Here is a 24,152-nt window from a genome sequence, read left to right as displayed (position 1 = left end):
CCGTTCTTACGTCATGGCCGCTTCTATGATGCGGCCATGAATCGGACCTCTCGCCTGGCAGGCCTGTGCCTCCCAGCCCTCCTGGCCCTGCTGGCCTTGCTCACGTGCGGCGGCGCCCTGGCGCAGCCGGACGCCAGCATGACCGCCGGCATCGGCAATCCCAACAACAGCGCCAACACCGCGGCTGCCGCAGCCGCCCCGCCGCCCACCATCGCCGAGCTGCGCGCACAGTTCGCCCGGATCGCGCCTTCGACCAAGGGCAATGCCAGTGTCGTTCCCGGCGCCGAAGACGATGCGCGCAAGCAGCTCGCGCAGATCAACGAGATCGGCGCACAGGCCGACAAGTTCGTGGCCGCGCGCACCGGCGAACTGGCCGACCTGAACGCGCGGCTGGGCGAACTCGGCAACCCGCCCGCGGCCGGTGCCACCGAAGACCCCAACATCACGCGCCAGCGCGCGCAGCTGACCAAGGAGCGCAATGCGCTCGACGCCGACATCCGCCTGGCCCGGCTGCTGGCGATCGACGTGCGCCAGCGCGGCACCGACGTGGTGTCGCAGCGGCGCCAGCAGTTCGAGGCCGAGCTCACCAACCGCGCCGCCTCGCCGCTGGGCGCCGAGTTCTGGGACGACCTGCGCGAGGCCTGGCCCGACGACTCCGAGCGCCTGCGGGCGATAGGCGCGGCGCTTGGCGATGGTTTCGATCAGGCGCTGCAGCCTGAAAGCCGCACGCCGGTGATCGCCGCGTTCATCGGCGCGCTGCTGCTCGCGTGGCTTGGCGTCTGGGCCGCCGAGCACGGCCTGACGCGCCTGGCCACGCGCGTGCTGCCGGCCGGGCGGTTGCGCCGCTCGCTGCTGGTGATCGCCATCGTCGCGACGCACGTGCTGCTGGTCGCCGTGGCCGCGCACGGCGTCGTCGAGGTGCTCAAGGCCCACGCCGAATGGGACGCGCAGGCGCGCAAGGCGCTGCAATCGACGGCGCAGACGCTGACCTTCATGGCCTTCATCATCGGCCTGGGGCGCGGGCTGCTGGCCACCGGGCGGCCGACGTGGCGCCTGCCGGCCATTCCCGACCTCACGGCCGAGCGCCTGGCGGCGTTGCCCTGGCTGGTCGCGCTGGTGGCCGCCCTGGCGTGGACACCGGCCGAGATCAACGCGCTCATCGACGCCAGCTTTGCCGCCGTGGTGACCACGCACGTGGCGACGGCGCTGCTGCTCACCGCGCTGGTCGGCATCGTCGTGTACCGCCTGAAGGCGCTACGCGCCGACGCACCCGACGCCGGCCTGCCCGAACGGCCGATGTGGGTCGGGGTGCTGGTGGCGCTGATCGCGATGCTGGTGATCGCGATCTGGGTGCTGGTGGCTTTCGGCTACGTGGCGCTGGCGAGCTTCCTGGCCTCGCAGCTCACCTGGAGCGGCATCGTCGCGGCGGCCTTCTACGTGCTGTTCAAGTTCGCCGACGACCTGTTCATGGCCGTGGTGTCCTCGCGCAGCGCCTCCGGCCAGCGGCTGCAGAAGAGCTTCGGCCTCGCGCCGCAGACGCTCGACCAGGCCGCCACGGTGCTCTCGGGCCTGAGCCGCGTGGGGCTGTTCTTCTACATGCTGGTGGCGCTCGCCGCGCCGCTGGGCACGGGCCCCGGCGAGGTGTTCCAGCGCGGCGGCAAGCTCGGCACGGGTGTGAAGGTGGGCGAGTTCCAACTGGTGCCGGGCGCGATCCTCAGCGCCGTGGCGGTGGCGGTCGTCGGCTTCATCGTGCTGCGGGTGTTCAAGCGCTGGCTGTCGCGCAGCTACCTGCCGAGCACGCAGTTCGAGCCGGGCATGCAGAGTTCGATCACCACGCTGCTGGGCTACGTGGGCGGCATCCTTGTGGTGGCGTTCTCGCTGTCGGCCCTGGGCATCGGCATCGAGCGCATCGCGTGGGTGGCCAGCGCGCTGTCGGTGGGCATCGGCTTCGGCCTGCAGGCCATCGTGCAGAACTTCATCTCGGGCCTCATCCTGCTGGCCGAGCAGCCGGTGAAGGTGGGCGACTGGGTGGTGCTGGGCACCACCGAGGGCGACGTGCGGCGCATCAACGTGCGCGCCACCGAGATCCAGCTGGGCGACCGCTCGACGCTGATCGTGCCGAACTCGGAGTTCATCACCAAGACCGTGCGCAACATGACGCTGGCCAACGCCGAAGGCCGCGTGCTGATCCGCCTGCCGATGCCGCTGACCACCGACGCGCAGCGCGTGCGCGAGCTGATCCTGGAGGCCTGCCGTTCGCACGAGGGCGTGCTGGAAACGCCGGCGCCCTCGCTCACGCTCGAAGGCATCGAGAACGGGCTGCTGATCTTCCAGGCCATCGCCTACGTGCCGAGCCCCCGGCTGGCGGGCGGCGTGCGCAGCGACCTGCTGTTCACGATCCTCGATGCGCTCAAGAAGGCCGACCTGCCGCTGGCCACGCCGACGACGCTCGTGATGGCCGCGGCCGCGCCGGTGCTGCCCGCCGAGCCGTCGCCGGCACCCGCCACGCCGGCCTCGCCGCTGCCGGGCGCGAGCACCTGAGCCTCTCGCGTCATTCCAGCGGCAGCGCCGTGGTGGACTTGATCTCGTTGAGGCACACGCTCGATCGCACCGCCGACACCCCCGGCATGCGCATCAGCGTGTGCATGAGGAACTGCGAGAGCGACTCCAGGTCGCTCGCGACCACCTTGATCACGTAGTCGAAGTCGCCCGTCACCGAATAGCACTCCAGGATCTGCCGCATGTCGGCGATCAGGTCCTGGAACTTGGGCAGCTCGTCCACATGGCCGCGCGCCATCGTGACGTGGATGAAGGCGATCACGCCCAGCCCGACATGGCGGGCATTCAGCCGCGCCGCATAGCCGGTGATGAGCCCCAGTTCCTCCAGCCGCCTGTGCCGCCGCAGGCACTGCGCGGGCGACAGCTTGGCCACCTCCGCCAGCTCCAGGTTCGAGGCCCGGCCGTTGACCTGGAGGTGGTCCAGAATTCGAAGGTCGATGCGGTCAAGTCCGACAGTCTGCAATTTCATCTCCCCGATTCATCAGTGGACGCAATTATGTTTCCTAAAGCGGGGAAAGCCCGAGGCCTTCATGCACCTTAATTGTGCAAAGTACGATCTAGACTTCGACGCGCCCGGACAGCACCACGCCAAGCCGGGGCGCTGAATGACCCGCCCCGGCGGATTGCCGGCGGCTTGAACGCATCCATCCCTTCCCCACCCGGAGACCTTTTTCGTGAAAAACGCTTTGCTTCGCACCCCCTTCAGCGCCGTCGCCCTGGCCCTCGGCGTGCTCGCCGCCGCGCCGGCCCTGGCCGCGGACAAGTCGGTCGCCGTGACCGCCATCGTCGAGCACCCGGCGCTGGACGCCGTGCGCGACGGCGTGAAGGAAGAGCTGAAGGCCGCCGGCTACGAAGCAGGCAAGAACCTCAAGTTCACCTACCAGAGCGCCCAGGGCAACGTGGGCACCGCCGCCCAGATCGCCCGCAAGTACGTGGGCGATGCGCCCGACGTGATCGTCGCCATCGCCACGCCGTCGGCGCAGGCGACCGTGGCCGCCACCAAGACGATTCCCGTCGTGTACTCCGCCATCACCGACCCGGTGGCCGCCAAGCTGGTGAAGAACTGGGAGCCCTCGGGCACCAACGTGACCGGCGTGTCCGACCTGTCGCCGCTCGAAAAGCACATCGACCTGATCAAGAAGGTCGTGCCCGCGGCCAAGCGCATCGGCGTGATCTACAGCCCCGGCGAAGCCAACTCGGTGGCCATCGTCGATTCGCTCAAGAAGGCCGCCTCGGCTGCCGGCATGACGGTGGTGGAAGCCGCCGCGGCCCGCACGGTCGACGTGCCCACCGCCGCACAGAGCCTGGTCGGCAAGGCCGACGTGATCTACACGCCCACCGACAACAACGTGGTCTCGGCCTTCGAGGGCATCGTGAAGGTCGCGCAACAGGCCAAGCTGCCCGTGGTGGCCGCCGACACCGCCACCGTCGAGCGCGGCGCCGTGGCCGCGCTGGGCCTGAACTACACCGACATCGGCCGCCAGACCGGCAAGATCGTGGTGCGCATCCTCAAGGGCGAGAAGCCCGGCACCATCGCCTCGCAGACCAGCACCAACTTCGAGCTGGTGGTGAACCCCGGCGCCGCCAAGCTGCAGGGCGTGACCCTGTCGGACGCGCTGCTGAAGTCGGCGAAGGTCGTCAGCACCAAGTAAAAGCCGCCCCGGCGGGCCTTCCGCTCCCGGCGCAGGCCGGGCGCCGGGGCCCGCCGACCGCGCTCCCGCCGGAAGCCCCCATGTCCCTCATTGCTTCGCTGGGCGCCATCGAGATTGGTCTGATTTTCGGACTGGTCGCGCTGGGCGTCTTCATGTCGTTCCGCATCATCAACTTTCCCGACCTCACGGTGGACGGCAGCTTTCCGCTGGGCGCCGCCGTGGCCGCGACGCTGATCGTCGCGGGCTGGAACCCCATCGCCGCCACGGCCGTGGCCTGCGTGGCCGGTGCCGCCTCGGGCTGGCTCACGGCCTGGCTCAACGTCAAGCTGAAGATCATGCAGCTGCTCGCGAGCATCCTGGTGATGATCGCGCTGTACTCCATCAACCTGCGCGTGATGGGCAAGCCCAACGTGGCGCTCATCACCGAACCCACGGTGTTCAGCATGGTCAGCTTCGGCGGCATGCCCGAGCACTGGGCCAAGCCGCTTCTGCTGCTGATCATCGTGATCGCCGCGAAGATCGTCGTCGACCTGTTCTTCGCCTCCGAAGCCGGCCTGGCGATGCGCGCCACCGGCGGCAACGCGCGCATGGCGCGGGCCCAGGGCATCTCGACCGACTTCCAGACCATGGCGGGCCTGGCGCTCTCCAATGCGCTGGTGGCGCTGGCCGGCGCGCTGTTCGCGCAGAGCCAGGGCACGGCCGACATCTCGATGGGCGTGGGCACGATCGTGATCGGCCTGGCGGCCGTGATCATCGGCGAGACGCTGATGCCCGCGCGCAGCATGGTGATCACCACGCTGGCCTGCATCATCGGCGCGCTGCTGTACCGCTTCTTCATCGCGATGGCGCTGAACACCGACTTCATGGGCCTGCAGGCGCAGGACCTGAACCTGGTCACCGCCGTGCTCGTGGCGTTCGCGCTGCTGGTGCCTGCCTACAAGCGCAAGCTGGGCGGCCTCTTCAAGGGGAAGAACTGATGCTGCGCGCCCAACAACTCGAAATCACCTTCAACCCCGGCACGCCGATCGAGAACCGCGTGCTGCGCGGCCTGAGCCTGGAGATTCCCACCGGCCAGTTCGTCACCGTGATCGGCTCGAACGGCGCAGGCAAGTCGACCTTCCTGAACGCCATCAGCGGCGACCTGCTGGTCGACAAGGGCCGCCTGGAGATCGACGGCAAGGACGTGACGCGCATGAACGCGTGGCAGCGCTCGGGCATGGTCGCGCGCGTGTTCCAGGACCCGATGGCCGGCACCTGCGAGGCGCTGACCATCGAGGAGAACATGGCGCTGGCGTGGAAGCGCGGCGAGCGGCGCGGCTTCGGCTTCTCGCTCAACCGCAACCTGCGCGAGCTGTTCCGCGAGAAGCTGTCGATCCTGAAACTGGGCCTGGAGAACCGCCTGGCCGACCGCATCGGCCTGCTCTCGGGCGGCCAGCGCCAGGCCGTGAGCCTGCTGATGGCATCGCTGCGGCCTTCGCGCATCCTGCTGCTCGACGAGCACACGGCCGCGCTCGACCCCAAGACCGCCGCCTTCGTGCTGGAGCTCACGGCCAAGATCGTCGAAGGCAGCCAGCTCACCGCGATGATGGTGACGCACAGCATGCGCCAGGCGCTGGACTACGGCTCGCGCACCGTAATGCTGCACGAAGGCCAAGTCATCCTCGACGTGGCCGGCGACCAGCGCGCGGGCCTGGACGTGCCCGACCTGCTGCGCATGTTCGAGCAGACGCGCGGCGAGAAGCTGGACGACGACAAGCTGCTGCTGGCCTAATGGACGCGGCGCCTTCCGCCCTCCCACCCACCGTTGTCGTGCGCGACATGCACGGGGACGACCTCGCGGCGGTGCTGGCGATCCAGCTCGCCTGCTACGGCGCGGGGTTCGTGGAGGACGGCGTGCTCATCGCGCGGCGGCTGGCGGCCTCGCCGCACACCGGCTGGGTGGCTGAACACGGCGGCGCCGTGCGGGCCTACCTGGCGGCGTACCCCTCGCAGCGCGGCAAGCTCACGCCGCTGCATGGCGACTTCGACGTGGCGCCCGACGCCGACGCGCTCTACCTGCACGACCTGGCGGTGCACCCCGATGCGTCGGGGCTGGGCCTGGGGCCACGCCTCGTGCGCCACGCCTGGGCCCACGCGCTGCGCGCGGGCTGGCGGCATTCGACGCTGGTGTCGGTGCAGGCGTCGGTCGGGTTCTGGGAACGGCAGGGTTATGCGGCCGTCACGCCGGCCGGCGAGGAACAACAGGCCCGGTTGGCGACCTACCCCGGGCTCTCGGTCTACATGGCTCGCCGGCTCGACTGAAGCGGGTTCAGCGGCCCCAGCCGCGCATCGCCAGCCACTGCACGGTGCCGCAGACCGCGGCCAGTGCGGCGTAAGTGGCCATCGAGCCGTCGCGGCCCGTGACGATCAGGCCGGCCAGCGAGGTCAGCACGCCGGCCCCGAAGGTGATCGCCCATTGCATCCACCAGCGCGGAATGCCGGTGCGCGGACCGCCGAGAAAGCGCCCCATGGCCACCAGCACCAAGGCGATGAAGGCCGCCGGTGCCACAAAATTGAGCAGGTGATTGAGGAAATCCAGCAGGTCCATGAGGTCCAGGAAGAGGGCCGGTCAGGGGCCGTGAGAGCGCGCGGGGGCCATGCGGCAGAGCGTATGGCTGTCATAGGGAAAGCCATTTGTCCCTCGGCAAACCTCGCCCGGCTGCTGATTTTATAATCACGGGCATGTCAGTCTGGGCTCTCGGCTTGAACCACACGACCGCGCCGCTCGATCTGCGCGGTCGTTTCGCGTTCGCCCTCGACCAGATGGCCCCGACGCTGCACAGCCTGCGCAGCTCCTTCGCCGGCGGTCGCCACCCGCAGGTCGAGGCCGCGATCATCTCGACCTGCAACCGCACCGAGATCTATTGCGCCTCCGAGCACATCGCGCTCGACCACACCTTCGGCTGGCTGGCCCAGAGCGGCGGCGTGGCCCCCGCCCTGCTGCGCTCGCACGCCTACACCCTGCACGACGACGAAGCCGCGCGCCATGCCTTCCGCGTGGCCAGCGGCCTCGACTCGATGGTGCTCGGCGAGGCCCAGATCCTCGGCCAGATGAAGGACGCCGTGCGCGCCGCCGAAACCGCCGGCGCGCTGGGCAGCACGCTCAACCAGCTGTTCCAGCGCTCCTTCGCCGTCGCGAAAGAGGTGCGCACCGCCACCGAGATCGGCGCCCACTCGATCAGCATGGCCGCCGCCGCCGTGCGCCTGGCCGGCCAGTTGTTCGAAGACCTGCGCAAGACGCGCGTGCTGTTCGTCGGCGCGGGCGAAATGATCGACCTCGCGGCCACGCACTTCGCGGCCAAGGAACCCAAGGCCATCGCCATCGCCAACCGCACGCTGGAGCGCGGTGAAAAGCTCGCCTCGCGCTTCGGCGGCGAAGCCATGCGGCTGGCCGACCTGCCCGCCCGCCTGGCCGAATTCGACATCGTCATCAGCTGCACCGCCAGCACGCTGCCGATCATCGGCCTGGGCGCCGTGGAACGCGCGCTCAAGGCTCGCAAGCACCGCCCGATGTTCATGGTCGACCTGGCCGTGCCGCGCGACATCGAACCCGAAGTGAAGGCGCTGGAAGACATCTACCTGTACACCGTGGACGACCTCGCCCAGGTCGTGCAGCAGGGCCAGGCCAACCGGCAAGCCGCCGTGGCGCAGGCCGAAGTCATCATCGACGCCGGCGTGCAGAGCTTCATGCACTGGCTGGGCCAGCGCGGCACCGTGCCGCTGATCCAGCAGCTCAACGCGCAGGCCGACGAATGGCGCGCCGCCGAGATGGCCCGTGCGCGCAAGCTGCTCGCCAAGGGCGAATCGATCGACGCCGTGCTCGAAGCCATGTCGCGCGGACTCACGCAGAAGATGATGCACGGCGCCATGGCCGAACTGCACGCGGGCGACGCCGCCTCGCGCGAACAGACGGCGCAGACGCTCTCGCGCCTGTTCCTGCGCAAAGAGCGTTAGCGACGACGCGCGTCGATGGCCCCGCTCGCCGCGCGGGCCGCGGTCTTTCATGCGCCCTGCTGCTGCACTGCGGCGTTTCTCCCCTCATTTTTCCGAGCCCCTTCCGTCGTGAAATCCTTTCTGCGCCACCAACTCGAACGCTACGCCCAACGCCTGGGCGAGCTCGACTTCCTGCTTTCGCGCGAAGACATCATGAGCGACATGGCGCAGTACCGCACCATCTCGCGCGAGCACGCCGAAGTCACGCAGATCGCGGGCCGCTACGAGCGCTTCAAGCAGCGCGAGGCCGACATCGTGGGTGCGAAGGAAATGCTCGACGACCCCGACATGGCCGAGATGGCGAAGGAAGAAATCGCCGGCGCCGAGGCCGAGCTGGTGCAGCTCGAGGACGAGCTGCAGCGCCTGCTGTTGCCCAAGGACCCGGACGACGCGCGCAACGCCTTCCTCGAAATCCGCGCCGGTACGGGCGGCGACGAGTCGGCCCTGTTCGCGGGCGACCTGCTGCGCATGTACACGCGCTACTGCGAGCGCGCCGGCTGGCGCTGCGAAGTGGTGAGCGAAAGCGAGAGCGAACTCGGCGGCTACAAGGAAGTGGTGATCCGCATCGTGGGCGACGAGGTCTTCGGCCACCTGCGCTTCGAATCGGGCGGCCACCGCGTGCAGCGCGTGCCGGCCACCGAGACGCAGGGCCGCATCCACACCAGCGCCTGCACGGTCGCCGTGCTGGCCGAGCCCGACGAGACCGTGGCGGTGCAGATCAACCCGGCCGACCTGCGCATCGACACCTACCGCGCCAGCGGCGCCGGTGGCCAGCACATCAACAAGACCGACTCGGCCGTGCGCATCACGCACATCCCGACCGGCATCGTGGCCGAGTGCCAGGACGACCGCAGCCAGCACCGCAACAAGGCCAAGGCGCTGCAAGTGCTGTCGGCGCGCATCCAGGAGAAGGAGCGCAGCGAGCGCGCCGCCAAGGACGCCGCCATGCGCAAGGGCCTGATCGGCAGCGGCGACCGCTCGGACCGCATCCGCACCTACAACTTCCCGCAGGGCCGGCTCACCGACCACCGCATCAACCTCACGCTCTACAAGCTGCTGGCCATCATGGAAGGCGACCTGGGCGACGTGCTCGACGCGCTGCGCGCCGCACGCGAGGCCGAGCAACTGGCCGAGCTGGAATCGAGCCTGCCCGCGTGATGACCGACACCGCCGCACCGTCCACCGTGGCGCAGGCGCTGGCCGCGGCCATGGCCCTGGGCATCGACCGCCTCGACGTCCAGCTGCTGCTATTGCACGCGCTGGGCCGCCCCGTGAACGACCGCGCCTGGCTGCTCGCACACGACACCGATCCCTTCCCCGGCGAGGCCTGGCCTGCGCTTGCGCGCCAGCTGTCGCGCCGCAAGGCCGGCGAGCCGGTCGCCTACCTGCTGGGCGAGAAGGAATTCCACGGCCTGCAGCTGCAGGTCGATGCCCGCGTGCTGGTGCCGCGCCCCGACACCGAAACGCTGGTCGAATGGGCCCTGCAGTGCCTCGACGGCCGCCTGGCCCCGCGCGTGCTCGACCTCGGCACGGGCAGCGGCGCGATCGCGCTGGCCCTGCAGCATGCGCGCCCCGACGCGCAGGTCGACGCGGTCGATGCCAGCGCCGATGCGCTCGCGGTGGCCCGGGCCAACGCGCAGCGCCTCGGCCTGCCGGTGCGCTTCACCGAATCGAGCTGGCTCGACGGTGCCGAGAGCGGTTACGCGGTCATCGCCAGCAACCCGCCGTACATCGCCGCCGGCGATCCGCACCTGCCCGCGCTGCGCCACGAGCCCACCCGCGCGCTGGTCGCTGGCGCCGACGGCCTCGACGACATCCGCCAGATCGTGCGCGACGCGCCCGCCCACCTGGCCGACGGCGGCTGGCTGCTGCTGGAACACGGCCACGACCAGGCCGACGCGGTGCGCCAGCTGCTGGCCGCGCGCGGTTTTGCCGAGGTGCAAAGCCGCGACGACCTCGCCGGCATCGCGCGCTGCTCCGGCGGCATCTGGCGCACGGTGAAATAATCCCCCCAGCCCACTTTTCTTCAGGAGTCCCCATGTCCGACGCTCAACAACGCATCGACGACCTCGTCAAATCCAACGAACTCGTGCTCTTCATGAAGGGCAACGCCAGCTTCCCGATGTGCGGCTTCTCGGGCCGTGCCATCCAGATCCTCAAGGCCGTGGGGGTCGACACCAAGGCGCTGAAGACCGTCAACGTGCTCGAGGACGACGCGATCCGCCAGGGCATCAAGGAATACAGCAACTGGCCCACCATCCCCCAGCTCTACGTCAAGGGCGAATTCGTGGGCGGCTCCGACATCATGATGGAGATGTACGAGTCGGGCGAGCTGCAGCAGGTGATCGGCGGCGGCGCGGCCGCCTGAGCCTTTCCGTTTGACGGGCGCCGCGCCCCGCGCGCGCCCGAACCCGGTGCCAGTCATGGCACCATGGCGGTCTACAACGTGCCGCCATGACTCTCACCCAAAGCCTGCTCATCATCGCGCTGCTGATCGCGATGAGTGCCTTCTTCTCCCTCGCCGAAATCTGCCTGGCCGCCTCGCGCCGCCTGCGCCTGCGCCAGATGGCCGACGAAGGCGACCCTCGCGCGGAAAAGGTGCTGCGCGTGCAGGAGCAGCCGGGCCACTACTTCACCGTGGTCCAGATCGGCCTCAATGCGGTGGCGATCCTCGGCGGCGTGGTGGGCGAAGGCTCGCTCAGCCCCTACTTCGCCCGTTTCTTCGAGAACTGGCTGAGCGTGGAGCTCGCGGCCAACATCGCCTTCCTGTGCTCGTTCGTGATCGTGATCGCGGTGTTCCTGGTGTTCGCCGACCTGTTTCCCAAGCGCCTGGGCATGAGCGCCCCCGAACGGCTCGCGGTGCGCATCGTCGGCCCGATGCTGCTGCTGATCACGGCCTTCAAGCCGCTGGTGTGGTTCTTCACCCGCGCGACCGACCTGCTGTTCAAGGTGCTCGGCATGCCGATGGCACGCGACGACAAGATCACTTCGGCCGACATCCTCGCCATGACCGAGGCCGGCGCGCAGGCCGGCGTGCTGGCAGCGCGCGAGCAGCAGGTGATCGCCAACGTGTTCGAACTCGACACCCGCCTTGTCAGCAGCGTGATGACCGCGCGCGACAGCATCGCCTGGTTCCTGCACGACGACACCGAATCGGTGCTGCGCGCGCGCATCGTGGCCGAGCCCTTCTCGGCCTACCCGGTGTGCGACGGCGACATCGATCACGTGCTCGGTTACGTGGACGCCAAGGACATGTTCCAGCGCGTGCTCAGCGGCCAGCCGCTGGCGTTCGACCAGGGCCTGACGCTCCACAAGGCGCTGGTGATTCCCGACCGGCTCTCGCTCACCGAAGTGCTGGAGCAGTTCCAGCAGGCACATGAAGACTTCGCGATCATCGTCAACGAGTACAGCCTGGTGGTCGGCGTGATCACGCTCAACGACGTGATGAGCACGGTGATGGGCGACCTGGTGTCGACCTCGACACCCGAAGAAGAACAGATCGTGAAGCGCGACGAGAACTCGTGGCTCATCGACGGCATCACGCCGATCCAGGACGTGCAGCGCGCGCTGCACATCGACGAGCTGCCGCACGCCGAGGAGTACGAAACGCTCGCGGGCTTCCTGATGGTGATGCTGCGCCGCGTGCCCAAGCGCACGGACAGCGTGACCTGGGGCGGCTACACCTTCGAGGTGATGGACGTCGACAGCTACCGCATCGACCAGGTGATGGTCACCAAGGGCTCGGTCACCGCCAAGGCCGTGGTCGCCGCAGACTGAGCGACCGCGACTGCGGTCAGGCCGCCGAGCGGTCCCTGTCGACGTAGGCCCACAGCCGCTGGTTCGCGAACACGGCGTTCGGATAGGGTGCGCGGCCCCGGCTGCCGTTGTAGCGGCCCAGTGTCATGAAGAGGTCGCCCTTCTCGCGGTCGAGATAATGGCGCAGGATCACGCAGCCGAAGCGCAGGTTGGTCTGCATGTGGAACAGCTTGGCGGAGTCGCTGTCGCCGATCACGCGGGTCCAGAACGGCATCACCTGCATGTAGCCGCGCGCGCCGGCGCTGGAAACTGCGAACTTGCGGAAGTTGCTCTCGACCTGGATCAAACCCAGCACCAGGCTCACGTCGAGCCCCGAGCGCCTGGCCTCGTACCAGACGGTCTGCAGGAACTCGATGCGCGTGGCCGGGTCGGCGACCTTCTTGCGCAGGCGCTCGCTCATCTCGCCGAGCCACCGCAGGTACGCTAGGCGCGCCTCGGTGTCGGCGAACTGCGGCACCGGCGGCGCCTTGTTGTGGATGGCCGAACTCAGCGCGGTGCGCACCGAGTCGATCAGCGGCTCCTCGATCTGCGCGCCGGCCCAGGCCGTTTGCGGCAGCGAGAGTGCGGTCAGGGCGCCTGCCGCAGCGCTGCCCAGCAGGCAGCTGCGTCGCGAAAGCCCCCCGGTCACGCTCATGCCGCGAGCTTGCCCGCGATGAAGTCGGCGATGCCGGCTGCAGGCACCTTGGTGGCCGCGGTGTCGCGCCGGCCCTGGTACTCGAGCTGGCCTTCCTTGAGGCCACGGTCGGAAATGACGACGCGGTGCGGCACGCCGATCAGCTCCCAGTCGGCAAACATCGCGCCGGGGCGCTCGCCACGGTCGTCGAGCAGCACGTCGACGCCCTTGGCCAGCAGCTCTTCATAGAGGGCTTCGGCCGCGACCTTGACCTCGGGGCTGCGGTCCATGCCGATCGGGCAGACCACCACCGTGAACGGCGCCAGCGCGTCGGGCCAGATGATGCCGCGCTCGTCGTGGTTCTGTTCGATGGCAGCGGCCGGCAGGCGGGTGATGCCGATGCCGTAGCAGCCCATCTCGAGGAACTGCGGCTTGCCGCCTTCGTCGAGGTAGGTGGCGTTCATGGCCTTGCTGTACTTGGTGCCGAGCACGAACACGTGGCCCACTTCGATGCCGCGCTCGATGGCCAGCACGCCCTTGCCGTCGGGCGAGGCGTCGCCGGCGACCACATTGCGCAGGTCGGCGACCAGGTCAGGTTCAGGCAGGTCGCGGCCCCAGTTGACGCCGGTCATGTGGAAGTCGACCTCGTTGGCGCCGGTGATCCAGTCGGCCAGCACGGCTGCTTCGCGGTCGGCCACGAGCTTGACGGGCTTCTTGAGGTTCAGCGGGCCGAGGTAGCCCGGCTTGCAGCCGAAGTGCTCGTCGATCTCGGCGGTGGTCGCGAAGCGGAAACCCTTGTCCAGGCCCGGCACCTTGCTGACCTTGATCTCGTTCATGTCATGGTCACCGCGCAACAGCAGCAGCCAGATCTGCGCGCCCTTGATGTTGCCGGCGTCGTCGACGATGTCGGTGGCGAGCACCAGTGACTTGATCGTGGTGGCCAGCGGCACGCCGAGCAGTTCGGCCACGTCGGCGCAGGTGCTCTTGCCGGGCGTGGGCGTCTTCTCGAGCGCATTGACGGCGGCGGGGCGCGGGCCGGCGGGGGCCAGCGCCTCGGCCTTTTCCATGTTGGCGGCGTAGGTGCTGTCGGGGCAGTAGACGATGGCGTCTTCGCCCGTGGCGGCGATCACCTGGAACTCTTCGCTCAGGTCGCCGCCGATGGCACCGCTGTCGGCCGCCACGGCGCGGTAGCGCAAGCCGAAGCGGTCGAAGATGTTGCGGTAGGCCTGCGCCATGTTCTGGTAGCTGGCCTTGGCCGCGTCGAGGTCGCGGTCGAAGCTGTAGGCGTCCTTCATGGTGAACTCGCGCCCACGCATCAGGCCGAAGCGCGGGCGGCGCTCGTCGCGGAACTTGGTCTGGATCTGGTAGAAATTCTTCGGCAGCTGCTTGTAGCTTCGGATTTCCTGACGCGCGATGTCGGTCACCACCTCTTCGCTGGTCGGCTGGATCACGAAGTCGCGGTCATGGCGGTCCTTGATGCGCAGCAGCTCGGGACCCATCTTGTCGAAGCGACCCGCCTCCTGCCAGAGCTCGGCGGGCTGCACCACCGGCATCGTCATCTCGATCGCGCCTGCACGGTCCATCTCTTCGCGCACGATCGCCTCGACCTTGCGGATCACGCGCAGGCCCATGGGCATGTACGTGTAGATGCCGGTGCCGACCTTCTTGATCATGCCGGCGCGCATCATGAGCCGGTGGCTCGCGACCTCCGCGTCAGCGGGCGCTTCCTTCAGGGTGGAGACAAAAAATCGGGAAGCTTTCATCGGGATCGCGCAGGTGGGTTCGAAGTGAGGAGGGAGACAGGCACCCCGGATAGACCCTGAGAGCCCGGAACCGGTCGCTTGCCGAGGGCAACCCGGCATGCATAATCGACTCAGTTCAAAAATTGGGGTTTGATTATGCTCGACCGGGACGGCTTCAGGCCCAACGTCGGCATCATCCTGCTCAACCAGAGAAACCAGGTTTTCTGGGGCAAGCGCATACGCACGCATTCCTGGCAGTTTCCGCAAGGCGGCATCGACCGCGGCGAAAGTCCCGAGCAAGCCATGTTCCGGGAACTGCACGAGGAAGTCGGGCTCCATCCGGAGCATGTGCGCATCGTGGCCCGTACCCGCGACTGGTTGCGCTACGAGGTGCCGGATCGGTTCATCCGCCGTGACGCACGGGGCCACTACAAAGGCCAGAAGCAGATCTGGTATCTGCTGCAACTTGTCGGTCACGACTGGGATCTCAACCTGCGTGCCACCGACCATCCCGAATTCGACGCTTGGCGCTGGCACGACTACTGGGTCCCGCTCGACGTGGTCGTCGAGTTCAAGCGCGGCGTCTACGAGATGGCGCTTACCGAGCTTGCTCGCTACCTGCCCCGGCAGGATTTCCGCAATCGCTTCCTGCGCAGCAACGTGCGCGCCCGAGAATTCGAGCGCCATCCGCTGGAGCATGGGGCGCCCGCGGGCCTCGACCTGCCGCCCGGCGGTAGCTTCGATCCGCATCCCGACATTCCTTCTGCGAGCGATGAACCTCCTCCCAAGAACAGCGCGCCTTCCTCTTTCCCGACGCCACGCTGAGTGCGCGCTCGTCATCGCCTGCGCAGGCCTGCTCTCCGCCTGCGCGTCCCGCGGCTATGACACCGACAACCCCGACTGGGCCCAGGCCGGCATGCCACCCGCGCCCAAGAGCACCGAGCAGGACAAGGAGTGGGAAGAAACCGCGGTGCCGCCGCCGCCGGCCTTCAGCGAAAGCCGCCTGCTGCCGATCGCAATGCCGCCCTACATGACGCTGAAATTCGGTGTCGATCCGAACACGATCGCCATCACCAAGGACGGCATCGTGCGTTACGTGGTGGTGGCGCAGAACCGAGCCGGCGGCGCAGTCAATGCCTTCTACGAAGGCGTGCGCTGCTCGACGGCCGAGATGAAGAGCTATGCCCGCTACAACAACGGCGCATGGCAGGAAACGAAGTCGCCCGAGTGGAAGCGCGTGAAGGACATGAACTCCAGCTACGTGCCGGCGTTGACGTCCCAGGGGCTGTGCCGGGGCAATGCGCCGCGCAGCTCGGTCAACGAGATGGTGCAGAACATCCGCAATCCGCTGCGCGAACTGCCCTGAACCTGCGGGGCATCGCGCCCCGCCTTGATGACCACTGGCCGGATCAGCCCGGCATCAACACCATGTTGTCGCGGTGCACCATCTCCGGCTCGGCCGCATAGCCCAGCAGCCGCTCGAACTCAGTCGATGGCTTGCGGCACAGCAGCCGGGCCTCGACGCTCGAATAGTTGGCCAGCCCGCGGGCCAACTCGACACCGTCGACGTCACGCACCGCGATCACATCGCCGCGCGAAAACTCGCCGGATACGCCCGTCATGCCGATCGGCAGCAGGCTCTTTCCCTCGCCACGGACCTTGGCCGCCGCACCGGCATCAACGATGACGGCGCCGCGCAGCTGCAGATGGTCGGCCATCCAGCGCTTGCGCGCCTGGTGCTTCGCGGTTTGCGCCACCAGCAACGTGCCGATGGATTCGCCGCGCGTCAGCCGCAGCAGCGCGTCGGCTTCGCGCCCCCAAGCAATGACTGTGGAAGCACCGGAGCCCGCCGCGCGCTTGGCCGCGAGGATCTTGGTAATCATGCCGCCCCGCCCGATGCTCGAGCCGGCACCGCCGGCCATGGCTTCGAGCGCCGGGTCACCAGCGGCAGCCTCGTGCACGAATTTGGCGTCGGGATCCTTGCGCGGATCGGCCGTGTACAGGCCCTTCTGGTCGGTCAGGATGATCAGGGCGTCGGCCTCGACCAGGTTGGCGACCAAGGCGCCAAGCGTGTCGTTGTCACCGAACTTGATCTCGTCGTTGACCACGGTGTCGTTCTCGTTGATCACCGGAACCACGCCGAGCCGAAGCAGCGTGACCAGCGTGGAACGCGCGTTGAGGTAGCGTTCGCGGTCCGCGAGGTCGGCGTGAGTCAGCAGCACCTGCGCACTGCCGATCTGGTTCTCGCGCAGCTTGGTCTCGTACATCTGGGCCAGGCCCATCTGCCCGACGGCCGCCGCGGCCTGCAGTTCGTGCACTTCGTGCGGACGACTCTTCCAGCCCAGGCGCTTCATGCCTTCGGCGATCGCGCCGCTCGACACCATGACCACCTCGCGCCCGTCGCGCACCAGCTCGGCCAGTTGTCGACACCACTCGCCGATGGCACCTTCGTCGAGGCCGCGCCCCTCGTTGGTCACAAGGCTGGAACCCACCTTGACGACGATACGGCGGGCATCCCGCAAAGCAGTGGAACCGGAATTCGAGGTCATGAAGGAAGAAGGCGTGTTTCAGGGATGCAGCCTGCGCTGCTTGCTATCCATTTTGCAGCACCCAAGGTGCTGCGACGCCTTCAGTTTCCTTCGGGCGGCAGCGGGACGAAGCGCGGATCGACCACGACGGTTTCGTGCTCGGCCACCTGCTGCGCCTTGACCTGCTGGTACACGGCCTGGACCAGGTGCTCGCAGCCTTCGCGCGTGAGCGCCGAGATCTCGAAGACCGGGCCCTTGAAACGCAGGCGCTTGACGAAGTCCTTGACGCGCGCGGCGCGCTCGTCCTCCGGCACCATGTCGAGCTTGTTGAGCACCAGCCAGCGCGGCTTGTCGTACAGCGCGGCGTCGTACTTCTTGAGTTCGGCCACGAGCGCCTTGGCCTGTGCGACCGGGTCAACGCTGTCGTCGAACGGCGCCATGTCGACCACGTGCAGCAGCAGGCGGGTGCGCTGCAGGTGACGCAGGAAGAGGTGACCGAGACCGGCGCCTTCCGAGGCGCCCTCTATCAGACCAGGCAAGTCAGCCACCACGAAGCTCTGCTCGGGGCCGACGCGCACGACACCGAGGTTCGGGTGCAGCGTGGTGAAGGGATAGTCGGCAATGCGCGGTCGAGCGTTCGAAACGGCACTGATCAGTGTCGATTTGCCGGCATTCGGCATGCCCAGCAGGCCAACGTCGGCCAGCACCTTGAGCTCGAGCTTGAGGCTCTTCTTCTCGCCGGGCCAACCCGGCGTCTTCTGGCGCGGCGCACGGTTGATCGCGCTCTTGAAGCGCATGTTGCCGAAGCCGCCGTCGCCGCCCTTGGCGATGGTGATGACCTCGCCGTCCTTGAGCAGTTCGTACAGCACCTCGCCCGTTTCAGCGTCGGAGACGATCGTGCCGACAGGCATCTTGAGCACGATGTCGTCGCCCGCGGCACCGAACATGTCGGAGCCCATGCCATGCTCACCGCGCTTGGCTTCGTGCCGGCGCGAGTAGCGGAAATCGACCAGGGTGTTGAGGTTCGAATCGGCCACCGCGAACACGTGGCCGCCACGGCCGCCGTCGCCGCCGTTGGGGCCGCCGAATTCCTTGTACTTCTCATGACGGAACGACACGCAGCCGTTGCCGCCATCGCCCGCGGCGATGTCGATGAAGGCTTCGTCGACGAACTTCATGGGATGTCCAGTTTACAAATGAAGAAGCCCCGGCAATGCGGGGCCTCGGAAAGATCGAAGTGACTGCGGGGCTTAGGCCGCGGGCGTCACGTTGACCATGTGCTTGTTCAGCGCACCCTTGTGACCGAACGACACGTGGCCGTCGACCAGGGCGAAGAGCGTGTGGTCCTTGCCCACGCCGACGTTCACGCCGGGGTGGAACTGGGTGCCGCGCTGGCGCACGATGATCGAGCCTGCGCTGATCAGTTCGCCGCCGAAGGCCTTCACGCCGAGCATCTTGGGCTTGGAATCGCGCCCGTTTCGCGTGGAGCCGCCGCCTTTTTTCTGTGCCATGGAATGTGCTCCTTAGCCGGCGATCGCGCCGATTTGCAGTTCGGTGAACTGCTGGCGATGGCCTTGACGTTTTTGATAGTGCTTGCGACGGCGCATCTTGAAGATGCGAACCTTGTCGTGCAGGCCGTGCGACAGCACCGTGACTGTCACCGTTGCGCCGGACACCAGGGGCGTGCCAACCTTGATTTCAGCGCCGTTTCCGACGGCCAGAACCTGGTCGATCACGATTTCCTGGCCTACGTCCGCAGCAATCTGTTCTACTTTAATTTTCTCGCCGGAAGCAACGCGATACTGCTTGCCGCCGGTTTTTATGACCGCGTACATGTAAACCTCTTAGAAATGAGTCTCCGCAGCGAATTCCGCAGAGCCCAAGATTATAGCGCGGTTTGCGAACGCTCACCACCCCGACTCTGAGACGCGCCCGGGATTCGTGCACGGCTCCCTATAATTCCCGCGTTCCGGCCTCCAGGGCCGCCCTCATCTTCGCAGCGCCTCGCGCCTTCGCTTTGCCAGTTCCCGCCGCCGACACCTCCCCCACCGCCACCGTGCTGGACCTGATTGCCGGCGACATGGTCGAAGTCGACCGTGTGATCGCCCAACGCCTGAGCACCGGCGTCCCGCTGGTCAGCCAGGTTTCGCAATACATCATCTCGGCCGGCGGCAAGCGTCTGCGGCCGGCGCTGCTGCTGCTCATGGCAGGCGCGCTCGGCTACAAGGGCGAGCAACGCTTCAATCTGGCAGCCGTGGTGGAGTTCATCCATACCGCCACGTTGCTGCACGACGACGTGGTCGACGAATCGACCTTGCGCCGCGGCCGCGCCACCGCCAACGAATCCTTCGGGAACCCCGCGAGCGTGCTAGTCGGCGACTTCCTGTATTCGCGCGCCTTCCAGATGATGTTGGATGCAAACAACATGCGCATCATGCAGATCCTGGCCGAGGCAACCAACGTGATCGCGGAAGGCGAAGTGCTGCAGCTGATGAACATGCACGACGCCTCGCTGGACGAAGCAGCGTACCTGCGCGTGATCCGCTCCAAGACCGCCAAGCTGTTCGAGGCCAGCACCCGGCTGGCCGCCGTGCTGGCCGGCGCCACACCTGAAATCGAAGAAGCCTGCGCCACCTACGGGCAAGCGCTGGGCACAGCCTTCCAGGTGATCGACGACGTGCTCGACTACGCAGGCGATGCCCAGGAAACAGGAAAGAACGTCGGCGACGACCTGCGCGAAGGCAAGACCACCCTGCCACTGATCTTCGCCATGCAACGCGGCACCCCCGAGCAGAGCGCCCTGGTGCGGGCAGCCATCGAGGCCGGCGACACCGCGCAGCTGGGGAAAATCGTCGAGATCGTTCGCGAAACCGGCGCCCTGGAAGCCTCGCGCGCCGCCGCTGCGGCCGAGGCCGAACGCGCAATTCACGCATTGCGCGACCTTCCGTCGAATTTGCACGCTTCAGGTTTGCTACAATTAGCGGCTCAGTTGCTTGAGCGACGTGCCTGAACACCTCACCAGAGTTGGCATCTAGGACGATTTCTTTTTCTTGCAACCAATCGGGGTGTAGCTTAGCCTGGTAGAGCGCTACGTTCGGGACGTAGAGGCCGGAGGTTCGAATCCTCTCACCCCGACCAGTTTTTCTCGACTGGTCCAGTTAATGTCAGCCCCTGTTGCTGTGTAGCGATTTACAGCACAGGTGTGTTCAGCGATGATCGTGAAGCACTTTTTCACATCTTTTGCATTCGCTGAATGGCCGCTGCCGAAATTCCCGTTAAAGAAACTACGCAGATCGCCCTTCCCGGCTTGGCGCGCGCCTTGGTGTCGGCCGGCAAGCTCGCGGCAAAGACCGCCGAAGACATCTATCAGAAGTCGCTGAGCGGTCGCACCAGCTTCATCGCCGAGCTGACCGGCACCGGCGCCGTCTCTGCCGCCGACCTCGCTCACACCCTGTCGAGCGCCTTTGGCGCCCCCTTGCTCGATCTCGATGCCGTCGATCATCAGCGCCTGCCCAAGGACCTGCTCGATCCCAAGCTCTGTCACGCCTACCGCATTGTCGTTCTCAGCAAGCGCAACAACCGCCTGATCGTCGCGACCGCCGACCCGTCTGACCAACAGGCCGCTGAAAAGATCAAGTTCGCGTCGCAGATGGGCGTGGACTGGGTCATTGCGGAATACGACAAGCTCTCGCGCATGATCGAGGCCGCCGCCGCAAGCGCGGCGGAAACCATCAACAGCATCGTCGGCACCGAGTTCGAATTCGACGACGTCACGGCCGACACCTCGGGCGACGCCAACGAGCAGGCCATCGCCGAAGTCGAAGACGCACCCGTTGTGCGCTTCCTGCACAAGATGCTGCTCGACGCAGTCAGCATGCGGGCCTCGGACATCCACTTCGAGCCTTACGAACACCACTACCGGGTGCGCTTCCGGGTCGACGGCGAACTGCGCGAGATCGCCTCGCCGCCCACAGTCATCAAGGACAAGCTGGCCTCGCGCATCAAGGTCATTTCCCGGCTCGACATCTCCGAGAAACGCGTGCCGCAAGACGGCCGCATGAAGCTCAAGATCGGCCCCGACCGTGTCATCGACTTTCGCGTAAGCACGCTGCCCACGCTGTTCGGCGAGAAGATCGTCGTGCGTATCCTGGACCCGAGCAGCGCCCGCATGGGCATCGATGCCCTGGGCTATGACGCCGATGAAAAGGAACGGCTCCTCCACGCCATCGGCCGCCCCTACGGCATGGTGCTGGTGACCGGCCCGACGGGCTCGGGCAAGACCGTGTCGCTCTACACCTGCCTGAACCTGCTCAACCAGCCAGGCGTCAACATCGCGACGGCGGAAGACCCGTCGGAAATCAACCTGCCCGGCGTCAACCAGGTCAACGTCAACGAGAAGGCTGGCCTCACCTTCGCGGCCGCACTACGCGCCTTCCTGCGGCAGGATCCCGACATCATCATGGTCGGCGAAATCCGCGACCTCGAAACCGCCGACATCTCGATCAAGGCCGCGCAGACCGGCCACCTGGTGCTGTCGACGCTGCACACCAACGACGCCCCGACCACGCTCACACGCATGCGCAACATGGGCATCGCGCCGTTCAACATCGCATCGAGCGTGATCCTGATCACCGCGCAGCGCCTCGCACGCCGGCTATGCATGCTGTGCCGCGTGCCGGCAGACATCCCGCGCGACGCCTTGCTCGATGCAGGCTTTCGCGAAGAAGACATCGATGGCTCCTGGAAGCCGTACCGCCCGGTCGGCTGCGCCGCCTGCAGCAGCGGCTACAAGGGCCGGGTCGGCATCTACCAAGTGATGCCGATTTCGGAAGCCATCCAGGAAATCATCCTGCGCGACGGCAGCGCGCTGGACATCGCAAACCAATCCGAAGCCGAAGGCGTGCGCTCGCTGCGCCAGTCGGGTCTTCGCAAAGTCATGCAGGGCCTCACGTCGCTCGAAGAAGTCGTGGCTTGCACCAACCTATAACGAACACACTGAACACCGGAGATCGAATGGCAACAGTGGCAACTCCACGCTCCCAGGTCACGCACAAGGAATTTGTCTTCGAATGGGAAGGCAAGGATCGCAACGGCAAGCTGGTGCGCGGCGAACTTCGTGCAGCCGGGGAGAACCAGGTGCAGGCGGCCCTGCGCCGGCAGGGCGTGCTGGCGTCCAAGATCAAGAAGCGCCGCATGCGCTCGGGCAAGGCCATCAAGCCCAAGGACATCGCCATCTTCACGCGCCAGTTGGCGACCATGATGAAGGCCGGCGTGCCGCTGCTGCAATCCTTCGACATCGTGGGTCGCGGCAACGCGAACCCGAGCGTCGCCAAGCTGCTGAACGACATCCGCAGCGACGTCGAGACCGGCACCTCGTTGTCTGCCGCCTTCCGCAAGTTTCCGAAGTACTTCGACAACCTGTACTGCAACCTGGTGGAAGCCGGTGAAGCGGCCGGTATTTTGGAAGACCTGCTCGATCGCCTAGCCACCTACATGGAGAAGACCGAGGCGATCAAGTCGAAGATCAAGTCGGCGTTGATGTACCCGACCTCGGTGGTGGTCGTGGCCTTCGTGGTGGTCGCGATCATCATGATCTTCGTGATCCCCGCCTTCAAGCAGGTGTTCTCCTCGTTCGGTGCCGACCTGCCCGCGCCGACGCTGTTCGTGATGGCAATCAGCGAGTACTTTGTTTCCTATTGGTGGCTGATCTTCGGCGTGCTCGGCGGCGGCATCTACTTCTTCCTCCAAGCCTGGAAACGCAACGAGCGCGTCCAGAAGGTCATGGACCGCCTGCTGCTGCGCCTGCCCATCTTCGGCACGCTGATCGAAAAATCCTGTGTGGCGCGCTGGACCCGCACGCTCGCCACCATGTTCGCGGCCGGCGTGCCGCTGGTCGAGGCTCTCGATTCGGTGGGAGGTGCTTCAGGCAACTCGGTCTACGGCGACGCCACAGCCAAGATCCAGCAGGAAGTCTCGACCGGTACCAGCCTGACGGCGGCCATGACCAACGTCAACCTGTTCCCATCGATGGTGATCCAGATGACCGCCATCGGTGAAGAGTCGGGCTCGATCGATCACATGCTCGGCAAGGCCGCGGACTTCTATGAATCCGAAGTCGACGACATGGTCGCCGGCCTTTCCAGCCTGATGGAGCCCATCATCATCGTGTTCCTGGGCGTCATCATCGGCGGCATCGTGGTCTCGATGTACCTGCCCATCTTCAAGCTCGGCCAGGTCGTCTGATGCTGGTGTCGCAAGGGTTCGACACCGCATTGGCCGGTGTGCTGGGGCTATTGATCGGCAGCTTCCTGAACGTGGTGATCTACCGGACCCCGGTCATGATGTATCGAGGCTGGCTGAGCGATGCGGTCGCCAACCTCATGTCGTCGAAGGACATGCCTTCACTCTGGTCGCTGGTCTTCGGTCCAAAAGCGGTGCCGCCTGCATGTCTTGAAGCGGCAGCGGACAAGGCGGCCGAAGCTCTAGAGAAGCTGCCGCCCTTCGACCTCACACGCCCCGCCTCGCGATGCGGCGCCTGCGGCCACCAGATCCGCTGGTACCAGAACATCCCCGTGCTCAGCTACCTGCTGCTGCGCGGCCGGTGCGCCAGCTGCAAGACGGCGATCAGCCCTCGCTACCCCCTCGTGGAGCTCATCACGGGTGCGCTGTTCGCGCTGTGCGGCCATCGCTTCGGCCTCACCCCTACGGGCGCGCTCTGGGCGGCCTTCGGGGCCGTGCTGATCTGCCAGTTCCTGATCGACTTCGACACCCAGTTCCTGCCCGATGCGCTGAACTATCCGCTGCTCTGGCTCGGCCTGATCGGTGCCGCCATGGGTTGGACCGGTATCGGCTTGAGCGCTGCAGTCTGGGGCGCCGTGTTCGGCTACCTGAGCCTGTGGCTTGTGTACCATGCCTATCGCCTGGTCACAGGCAAGGAAGGCATGGGACATGGGGACTTCAAACTGCTCGCCGCATTGGGCGCCTGGCTCGGCGCCGATTACCTCATCGCAATCATCCTCGTCTCCTCGGTGGTGGGTGCCGTGATCGGCCTGACGCTGCGCTTCGCCGGCAAGCTGGCCCACAAGGACATTCCCATCGCCTTTGGCCCCTTCCTGGCCGGTGCCGGGCTGATCTGCCTTGTGGCCGGCCCCGCCGTCGTGAAGCAATGGATTCCTTTCGCTTTCCCTTTCGGGGCCCTGGCCCTTTGAGA

Annotated in this window: 24 protein-coding genes and 1 tRNA gene; 17 read left to right on the top strand and 8 right to left on the bottom strand. The window is 66.8% G+C overall.

Annotated features, from left to right (window positions below; all coding sequences use genetic code 11):
- Positions 1-36 precede the first annotated feature (36 nt).
- Positions 37-2,541, top strand: a complete 2,505-nt coding sequence (locus tag D3H34_RS21455) for a DUF3772 domain-containing protein (protein WP_119556271.1) — start codon at positions 37-39, stop codon at positions 2,539-2,541.
- Positions 2,542-2,551: 10 nt separating this feature from the next.
- Here the strand turns inward: D3H34_RS21455 and D3H34_RS21450 are convergent, their stop codons facing one another.
- The gene (locus tag D3H34_RS21450; RefSeq protein ID WP_434057703.1) at positions 2,552-3,028 is read right to left on the bottom strand and encodes an Lrp/AsnC family transcriptional regulator; all 477 of its coding nucleotides are present in this window, start codon (positions 3,026-3,028) and stop codon (positions 2,552-2,554) included.
- A gap of 205 nt (positions 3,029-3,233) precedes the next feature.
- On the opposite strand from D3H34_RS21450, the gene D3H34_RS21445 reads away from it, so the two are divergent.
- From D3H34_RS21445 to D3H34_RS21430, 4 genes are all read left to right on the top strand, one after another.
- Positions 3,234-4,211, top strand: coding sequence for an ABC transporter substrate-binding protein (locus tag D3H34_RS21445; RefSeq protein ID WP_205736788.1), 978 nt, complete (start codon positions 3,234-3,236; stop codon positions 4,209-4,211).
- An 80-nt stretch (positions 4,212-4,291) separates the two neighbouring features.
- Complete coding sequence (locus D3H34_RS21440; protein ID WP_119556269.1) at positions 4,292-5,188, top strand: ABC transporter permease; 897 nt, start codon at positions 4,292-4,294, stop codon at positions 5,186-5,188.
- Entirely contained in the window at positions 5,188-5,982 is a 795-nt protein-coding gene (locus tag D3H34_RS21435; RefSeq protein ID WP_119556268.1) for an ABC transporter ATP-binding protein, read from the top strand. Before D3H34_RS21440 ends, D3H34_RS21435 begins: the two co-directional genes overlap by 1 nt.
- A gap of 47 nt (positions 5,983-6,029) precedes the next feature.
- On the top strand, positions 6,030-6,512 hold the full coding sequence (locus D3H34_RS21430; RefSeq protein ID WP_286186026.1) for a GNAT family N-acetyltransferase: 483 nt from the start codon (positions 6,030-6,032) through the stop codon (positions 6,510-6,512).
- 7 nt (positions 6,513-6,519) lie between these two features.
- On the opposite strand, the gene D3H34_RS21425 is transcribed toward D3H34_RS21430, so the two are convergent.
- Entirely contained in the window at positions 6,520-6,798 is a 279-nt protein-coding gene (locus D3H34_RS21425) for a hypothetical protein (protein ID WP_119556266.1), read from the bottom strand.
- A gap of 134 nt (positions 6,799-6,932) precedes the next feature.
- Here D3H34_RS21425 and hemA point away from each other — a divergent pair, with 134 nt between their 5' ends.
- The 5 genes from hemA (at position 6,933) to paeA (ending at position 12,020) form a co-directional block, all read left to right on the top strand.
- The gene (gene hemA / locus D3H34_RS21420; protein WP_119556265.1) at positions 6,933-8,204 is read left to right on the top strand and encodes a glutamyl-tRNA reductase; all 1,272 of its coding nucleotides are present in this window, start codon (positions 6,933-6,935) and stop codon (positions 8,202-8,204) included.
- Positions 8,205-8,312: 108 nt separating this feature from the next.
- Positions 8,313-9,401, top strand: coding sequence for a peptide chain release factor 1 (gene prfA / locus D3H34_RS21415; protein WP_119556264.1), 1,089 nt, complete (start codon positions 8,313-8,315; stop codon positions 9,399-9,401).
- The gene (prmC, locus tag D3H34_RS21410) at positions 9,401-10,249 is read left to right on the top strand and encodes a peptide chain release factor N(5)-glutamine methyltransferase (protein WP_119556263.1); all 849 of its coding nucleotides are present in this window, start codon (positions 9,401-9,403) and stop codon (positions 10,247-10,249) included. The genes prfA and prmC overlap by 1 nt, the downstream gene beginning before the upstream one ends.
- A gap of 32 nt (positions 10,250-10,281) precedes the next feature.
- Entirely contained in the window at positions 10,282-10,611 is a 330-nt protein-coding gene (gene grxD / locus D3H34_RS21405; protein WP_119556262.1) for a Grx4 family monothiol glutaredoxin, read from the top strand.
- 86 nt (positions 10,612-10,697) lie between these two features.
- Positions 10,698-12,020 (top strand): polyamine export protein PaeA, encoded by a 1,323-nt coding sequence (paeA, locus tag D3H34_RS21400; protein WP_119556261.1) that lies wholly within the window; start codon positions 10,698-10,700, stop codon positions 12,018-12,020.
- 16 nt (positions 12,021-12,036) lie between these two features.
- Here paeA and D3H34_RS21395 read toward each other — a convergent pair whose 3' ends face one another.
- A complete protein-coding gene (locus tag D3H34_RS21395) occupies positions 12,037-12,693 on the bottom strand; it encodes a lytic transglycosylase domain-containing protein (RefSeq protein WP_119556260.1) in 657 nt (218 codons plus the stop codon).
- On the bottom strand, positions 12,690-14,435 hold the full coding sequence (locus tag D3H34_RS21390; RefSeq protein ID WP_119556259.1) for a proline--tRNA ligase: 1,746 nt from the start codon (positions 14,433-14,435) through the stop codon (positions 12,690-12,692). The genes D3H34_RS21395 and D3H34_RS21390 overlap by 4 nt, the downstream gene beginning before the upstream one ends.
- 135 nt (positions 14,436-14,570) lie before the next feature.
- Between D3H34_RS21390 and D3H34_RS21385 the strand changes: the two genes are divergently transcribed.
- Together D3H34_RS21385 and D3H34_RS21380 are read left to right on the top strand one after the other, a co-directional pair.
- A complete protein-coding gene (locus D3H34_RS21385; RefSeq protein ID WP_119556258.1) occupies positions 14,571-15,239 on the top strand; it encodes an RNA pyrophosphohydrolase in 669 nt (222 codons plus the stop codon).
- Entirely contained in the window at positions 15,187-15,780 is a 594-nt protein-coding gene (locus D3H34_RS21380) for a CNP1-like family protein (RefSeq protein WP_119556257.1), read from the top strand. The genes D3H34_RS21385 and D3H34_RS21380 overlap by 53 nt, the downstream gene beginning before the upstream one ends.
- A 43-nt stretch (positions 15,781-15,823) precedes the next feature.
- Here D3H34_RS21380 and proB read toward each other — a convergent pair whose 3' ends face one another.
- From proB to rplU, 4 genes are all read right to left on the bottom strand, one after another.
- Positions 15,824-16,963 (bottom strand): glutamate 5-kinase, encoded by a 1,140-nt coding sequence (gene proB / locus D3H34_RS21375; protein ID WP_119556256.1) that lies wholly within the window; start codon positions 16,961-16,963, stop codon positions 15,824-15,826.
- Positions 16,964-17,043: 80 nt separating this feature from the next.
- Positions 17,044-18,120, bottom strand: a complete 1,077-nt coding sequence (cgtA, locus tag D3H34_RS21370; RefSeq protein WP_119556255.1) for an Obg family GTPase CgtA — start codon at positions 18,118-18,120, stop codon at positions 17,044-17,046.
- Between the two features lie 72 nt (positions 18,121-18,192).
- Entirely contained in the window at positions 18,193-18,453 is a 261-nt protein-coding gene (gene rpmA, locus D3H34_RS21365) for a 50S ribosomal protein L27 (RefSeq protein ID WP_013543198.1), read from the bottom strand.
- A gap of 12 nt (positions 18,454-18,465) precedes the next feature.
- Entirely contained in the window at positions 18,466-18,777 is a 312-nt protein-coding gene (gene rplU, locus D3H34_RS21360) for a 50S ribosomal protein L21 (RefSeq protein ID WP_062474515.1), read from the bottom strand.
- A 182-nt stretch (positions 18,778-18,959) separates the two neighbouring features.
- Here rplU and D3H34_RS21355 point away from each other — a divergent pair, with 182 nt between their 5' ends.
- From D3H34_RS21355 to D3H34_RS21335, 5 genes are all read left to right on the top strand, one after another.
- Positions 18,960-19,952, top strand: a complete 993-nt coding sequence (locus D3H34_RS21355) for a polyprenyl synthetase family protein (RefSeq protein ID WP_119556254.1) — start codon at positions 18,960-18,962, stop codon at positions 19,950-19,952.
- 51 nt (positions 19,953-20,003) lie between these two features.
- A tRNA-Pro gene (locus tag D3H34_RS21350) sits at positions 20,004-20,080 on the top strand.
- A gap of 115 nt (positions 20,081-20,195) precedes the next feature.
- Positions 20,196-21,929 carry a type IV-A pilus assembly ATPase PilB gene (gene pilB / locus D3H34_RS21345; RefSeq protein WP_119556253.1) on the top strand — a complete coding sequence of 578 codons (1,734 nt, stop codon included), beginning with the start codon at positions 20,196-20,198 and terminating at the stop codon, positions 21,927-21,929.
- A gap of 26 nt (positions 21,930-21,955) precedes the next feature.
- Positions 21,956-23,185, top strand: a complete 1,230-nt coding sequence (locus tag D3H34_RS21340; protein ID WP_119556252.1) for a type II secretion system F family protein — start codon at positions 21,956-21,958, stop codon at positions 23,183-23,185.
- Complete coding sequence (locus D3H34_RS21335; RefSeq protein WP_119556251.1) at positions 23,185-24,150, top strand: prepilin peptidase; 966 nt, start codon at positions 23,185-23,187, stop codon at positions 24,148-24,150. Before D3H34_RS21340 ends, D3H34_RS21335 begins: the two co-directional genes overlap by 1 nt.
- Positions 24,151-24,152: the final 2 nt, after the last annotated feature.

The organism is Acidovorax cavernicola (assembly GCF_003581445.1).
The sequence above is the reverse complement of the archived record's forward strand: the minus strand, read 5'-3'. Positions and strand labels throughout refer to the sequence as shown.

Bases quoted from the DNA above. Each gene is read 5' to 3' on its own strand.
- D3H34_RS21455 (WP_119556271.1), top strand. From the start codon at position 37: ATGAATCGGACCTCTCGCCTGGCAGGCCTGTGCCTCCCAGCCCTCCTG.
- D3H34_RS21450 (WP_434057703.1), bottom strand. From the start codon at position 3,028: ATGAAATTGCAGACTGTCGGACTTGACCGCATCGACCTTCGAATTCTG.
- D3H34_RS21440 (WP_119556269.1), top strand. From the start codon at position 4,292: ATGTCCCTCATTGCTTCGCTGGGCGCCATCGAGATTGGTCTGATTTTC.
- D3H34_RS21435 (WP_119556268.1), top strand. From the start codon at position 5,188: ATGCTGCGCGCCCAACAACTCGAAATCACCTTCAACCCCGGCACGCCG.
- D3H34_RS21430 (WP_286186026.1), top strand. From the start codon at position 6,030: ATGCACGGGGACGACCTCGCGGCGGTGCTGGCGATCCAGCTCGCCTGC.
- D3H34_RS21425 (WP_119556266.1), bottom strand. From the start codon at position 6,798: ATGGACCTGCTGGATTTCCTCAATCACCTGCTCAATTTTGTGGCACCG.
- hemA (WP_119556265.1), top strand. From the start codon at position 6,933: ATGTCAGTCTGGGCTCTCGGCTTGAACCACACGACCGCGCCGCTCGAT.
- prmC (WP_119556263.1), top strand. From the start codon at position 9,401: ATGACCGACACCGCCGCACCGTCCACCGTGGCGCAGGCGCTGGCCGCG.
- grxD (WP_119556262.1), top strand. From the start codon at position 10,282: ATGTCCGACGCTCAACAACGCATCGACGACCTCGTCAAATCCAACGAA.
- paeA (WP_119556261.1), top strand. From the start codon at position 10,698: ATGACTCTCACCCAAAGCCTGCTCATCATCGCGCTGCTGATCGCGATG.
- D3H34_RS21395 (WP_119556260.1), bottom strand. From the start codon at position 12,693: ATGAGCGTGACCGGGGGGCTTTCGCGACGCAGCTGCCTGCTGGGCAGC.
- D3H34_RS21390 (WP_119556259.1), bottom strand. From the start codon at position 14,435: ATGAAAGCTTCCCGATTTTTTGTCTCCACCCTGAAGGAAGCGCCCGCT.
- D3H34_RS21385 (WP_119556258.1), top strand. From the start codon at position 14,571: ATGCTCGACCGGGACGGCTTCAGGCCCAACGTCGGCATCATCCTGCTC.
- D3H34_RS21380 (WP_119556257.1), top strand. From the start codon at position 15,187: ATGAACCTCCTCCCAAGAACAGCGCGCCTTCCTCTTTCCCGACGCCAC.
- proB (WP_119556256.1), bottom strand. From the start codon at position 16,963: ATGACCTCGAATTCCGGTTCCACTGCTTTGCGGGATGCCCGCCGTATC.
- cgtA (WP_119556255.1), bottom strand. From the start codon at position 18,120: ATGAAGTTCGTCGACGAAGCCTTCATCGACATCGCCGCGGGCGATGGC.
- rpmA (WP_013543198.1), bottom strand. From the start codon at position 18,453: ATGGCACAGAAAAAAGGCGGCGGCTCCACGCGAAACGGGCGCGATTCC.
- rplU (WP_062474515.1), bottom strand. From the start codon at position 18,777: ATGTACGCGGTCATAAAAACCGGCGGCAAGCAGTATCGCGTTGCTTCC.
- pilB (WP_119556253.1), top strand. From the start codon at position 20,196: ATGGCCGCTGCCGAAATTCCCGTTAAAGAAACTACGCAGATCGCCCTT.
- D3H34_RS21340 (WP_119556252.1), top strand. From the start codon at position 21,956: ATGGCAACAGTGGCAACTCCACGCTCCCAGGTCACGCACAAGGAATTT.
- D3H34_RS21335 (WP_119556251.1), top strand. From the start codon at position 23,185: ATGCTGGTGTCGCAAGGGTTCGACACCGCATTGGCCGGTGTGCTGGGG.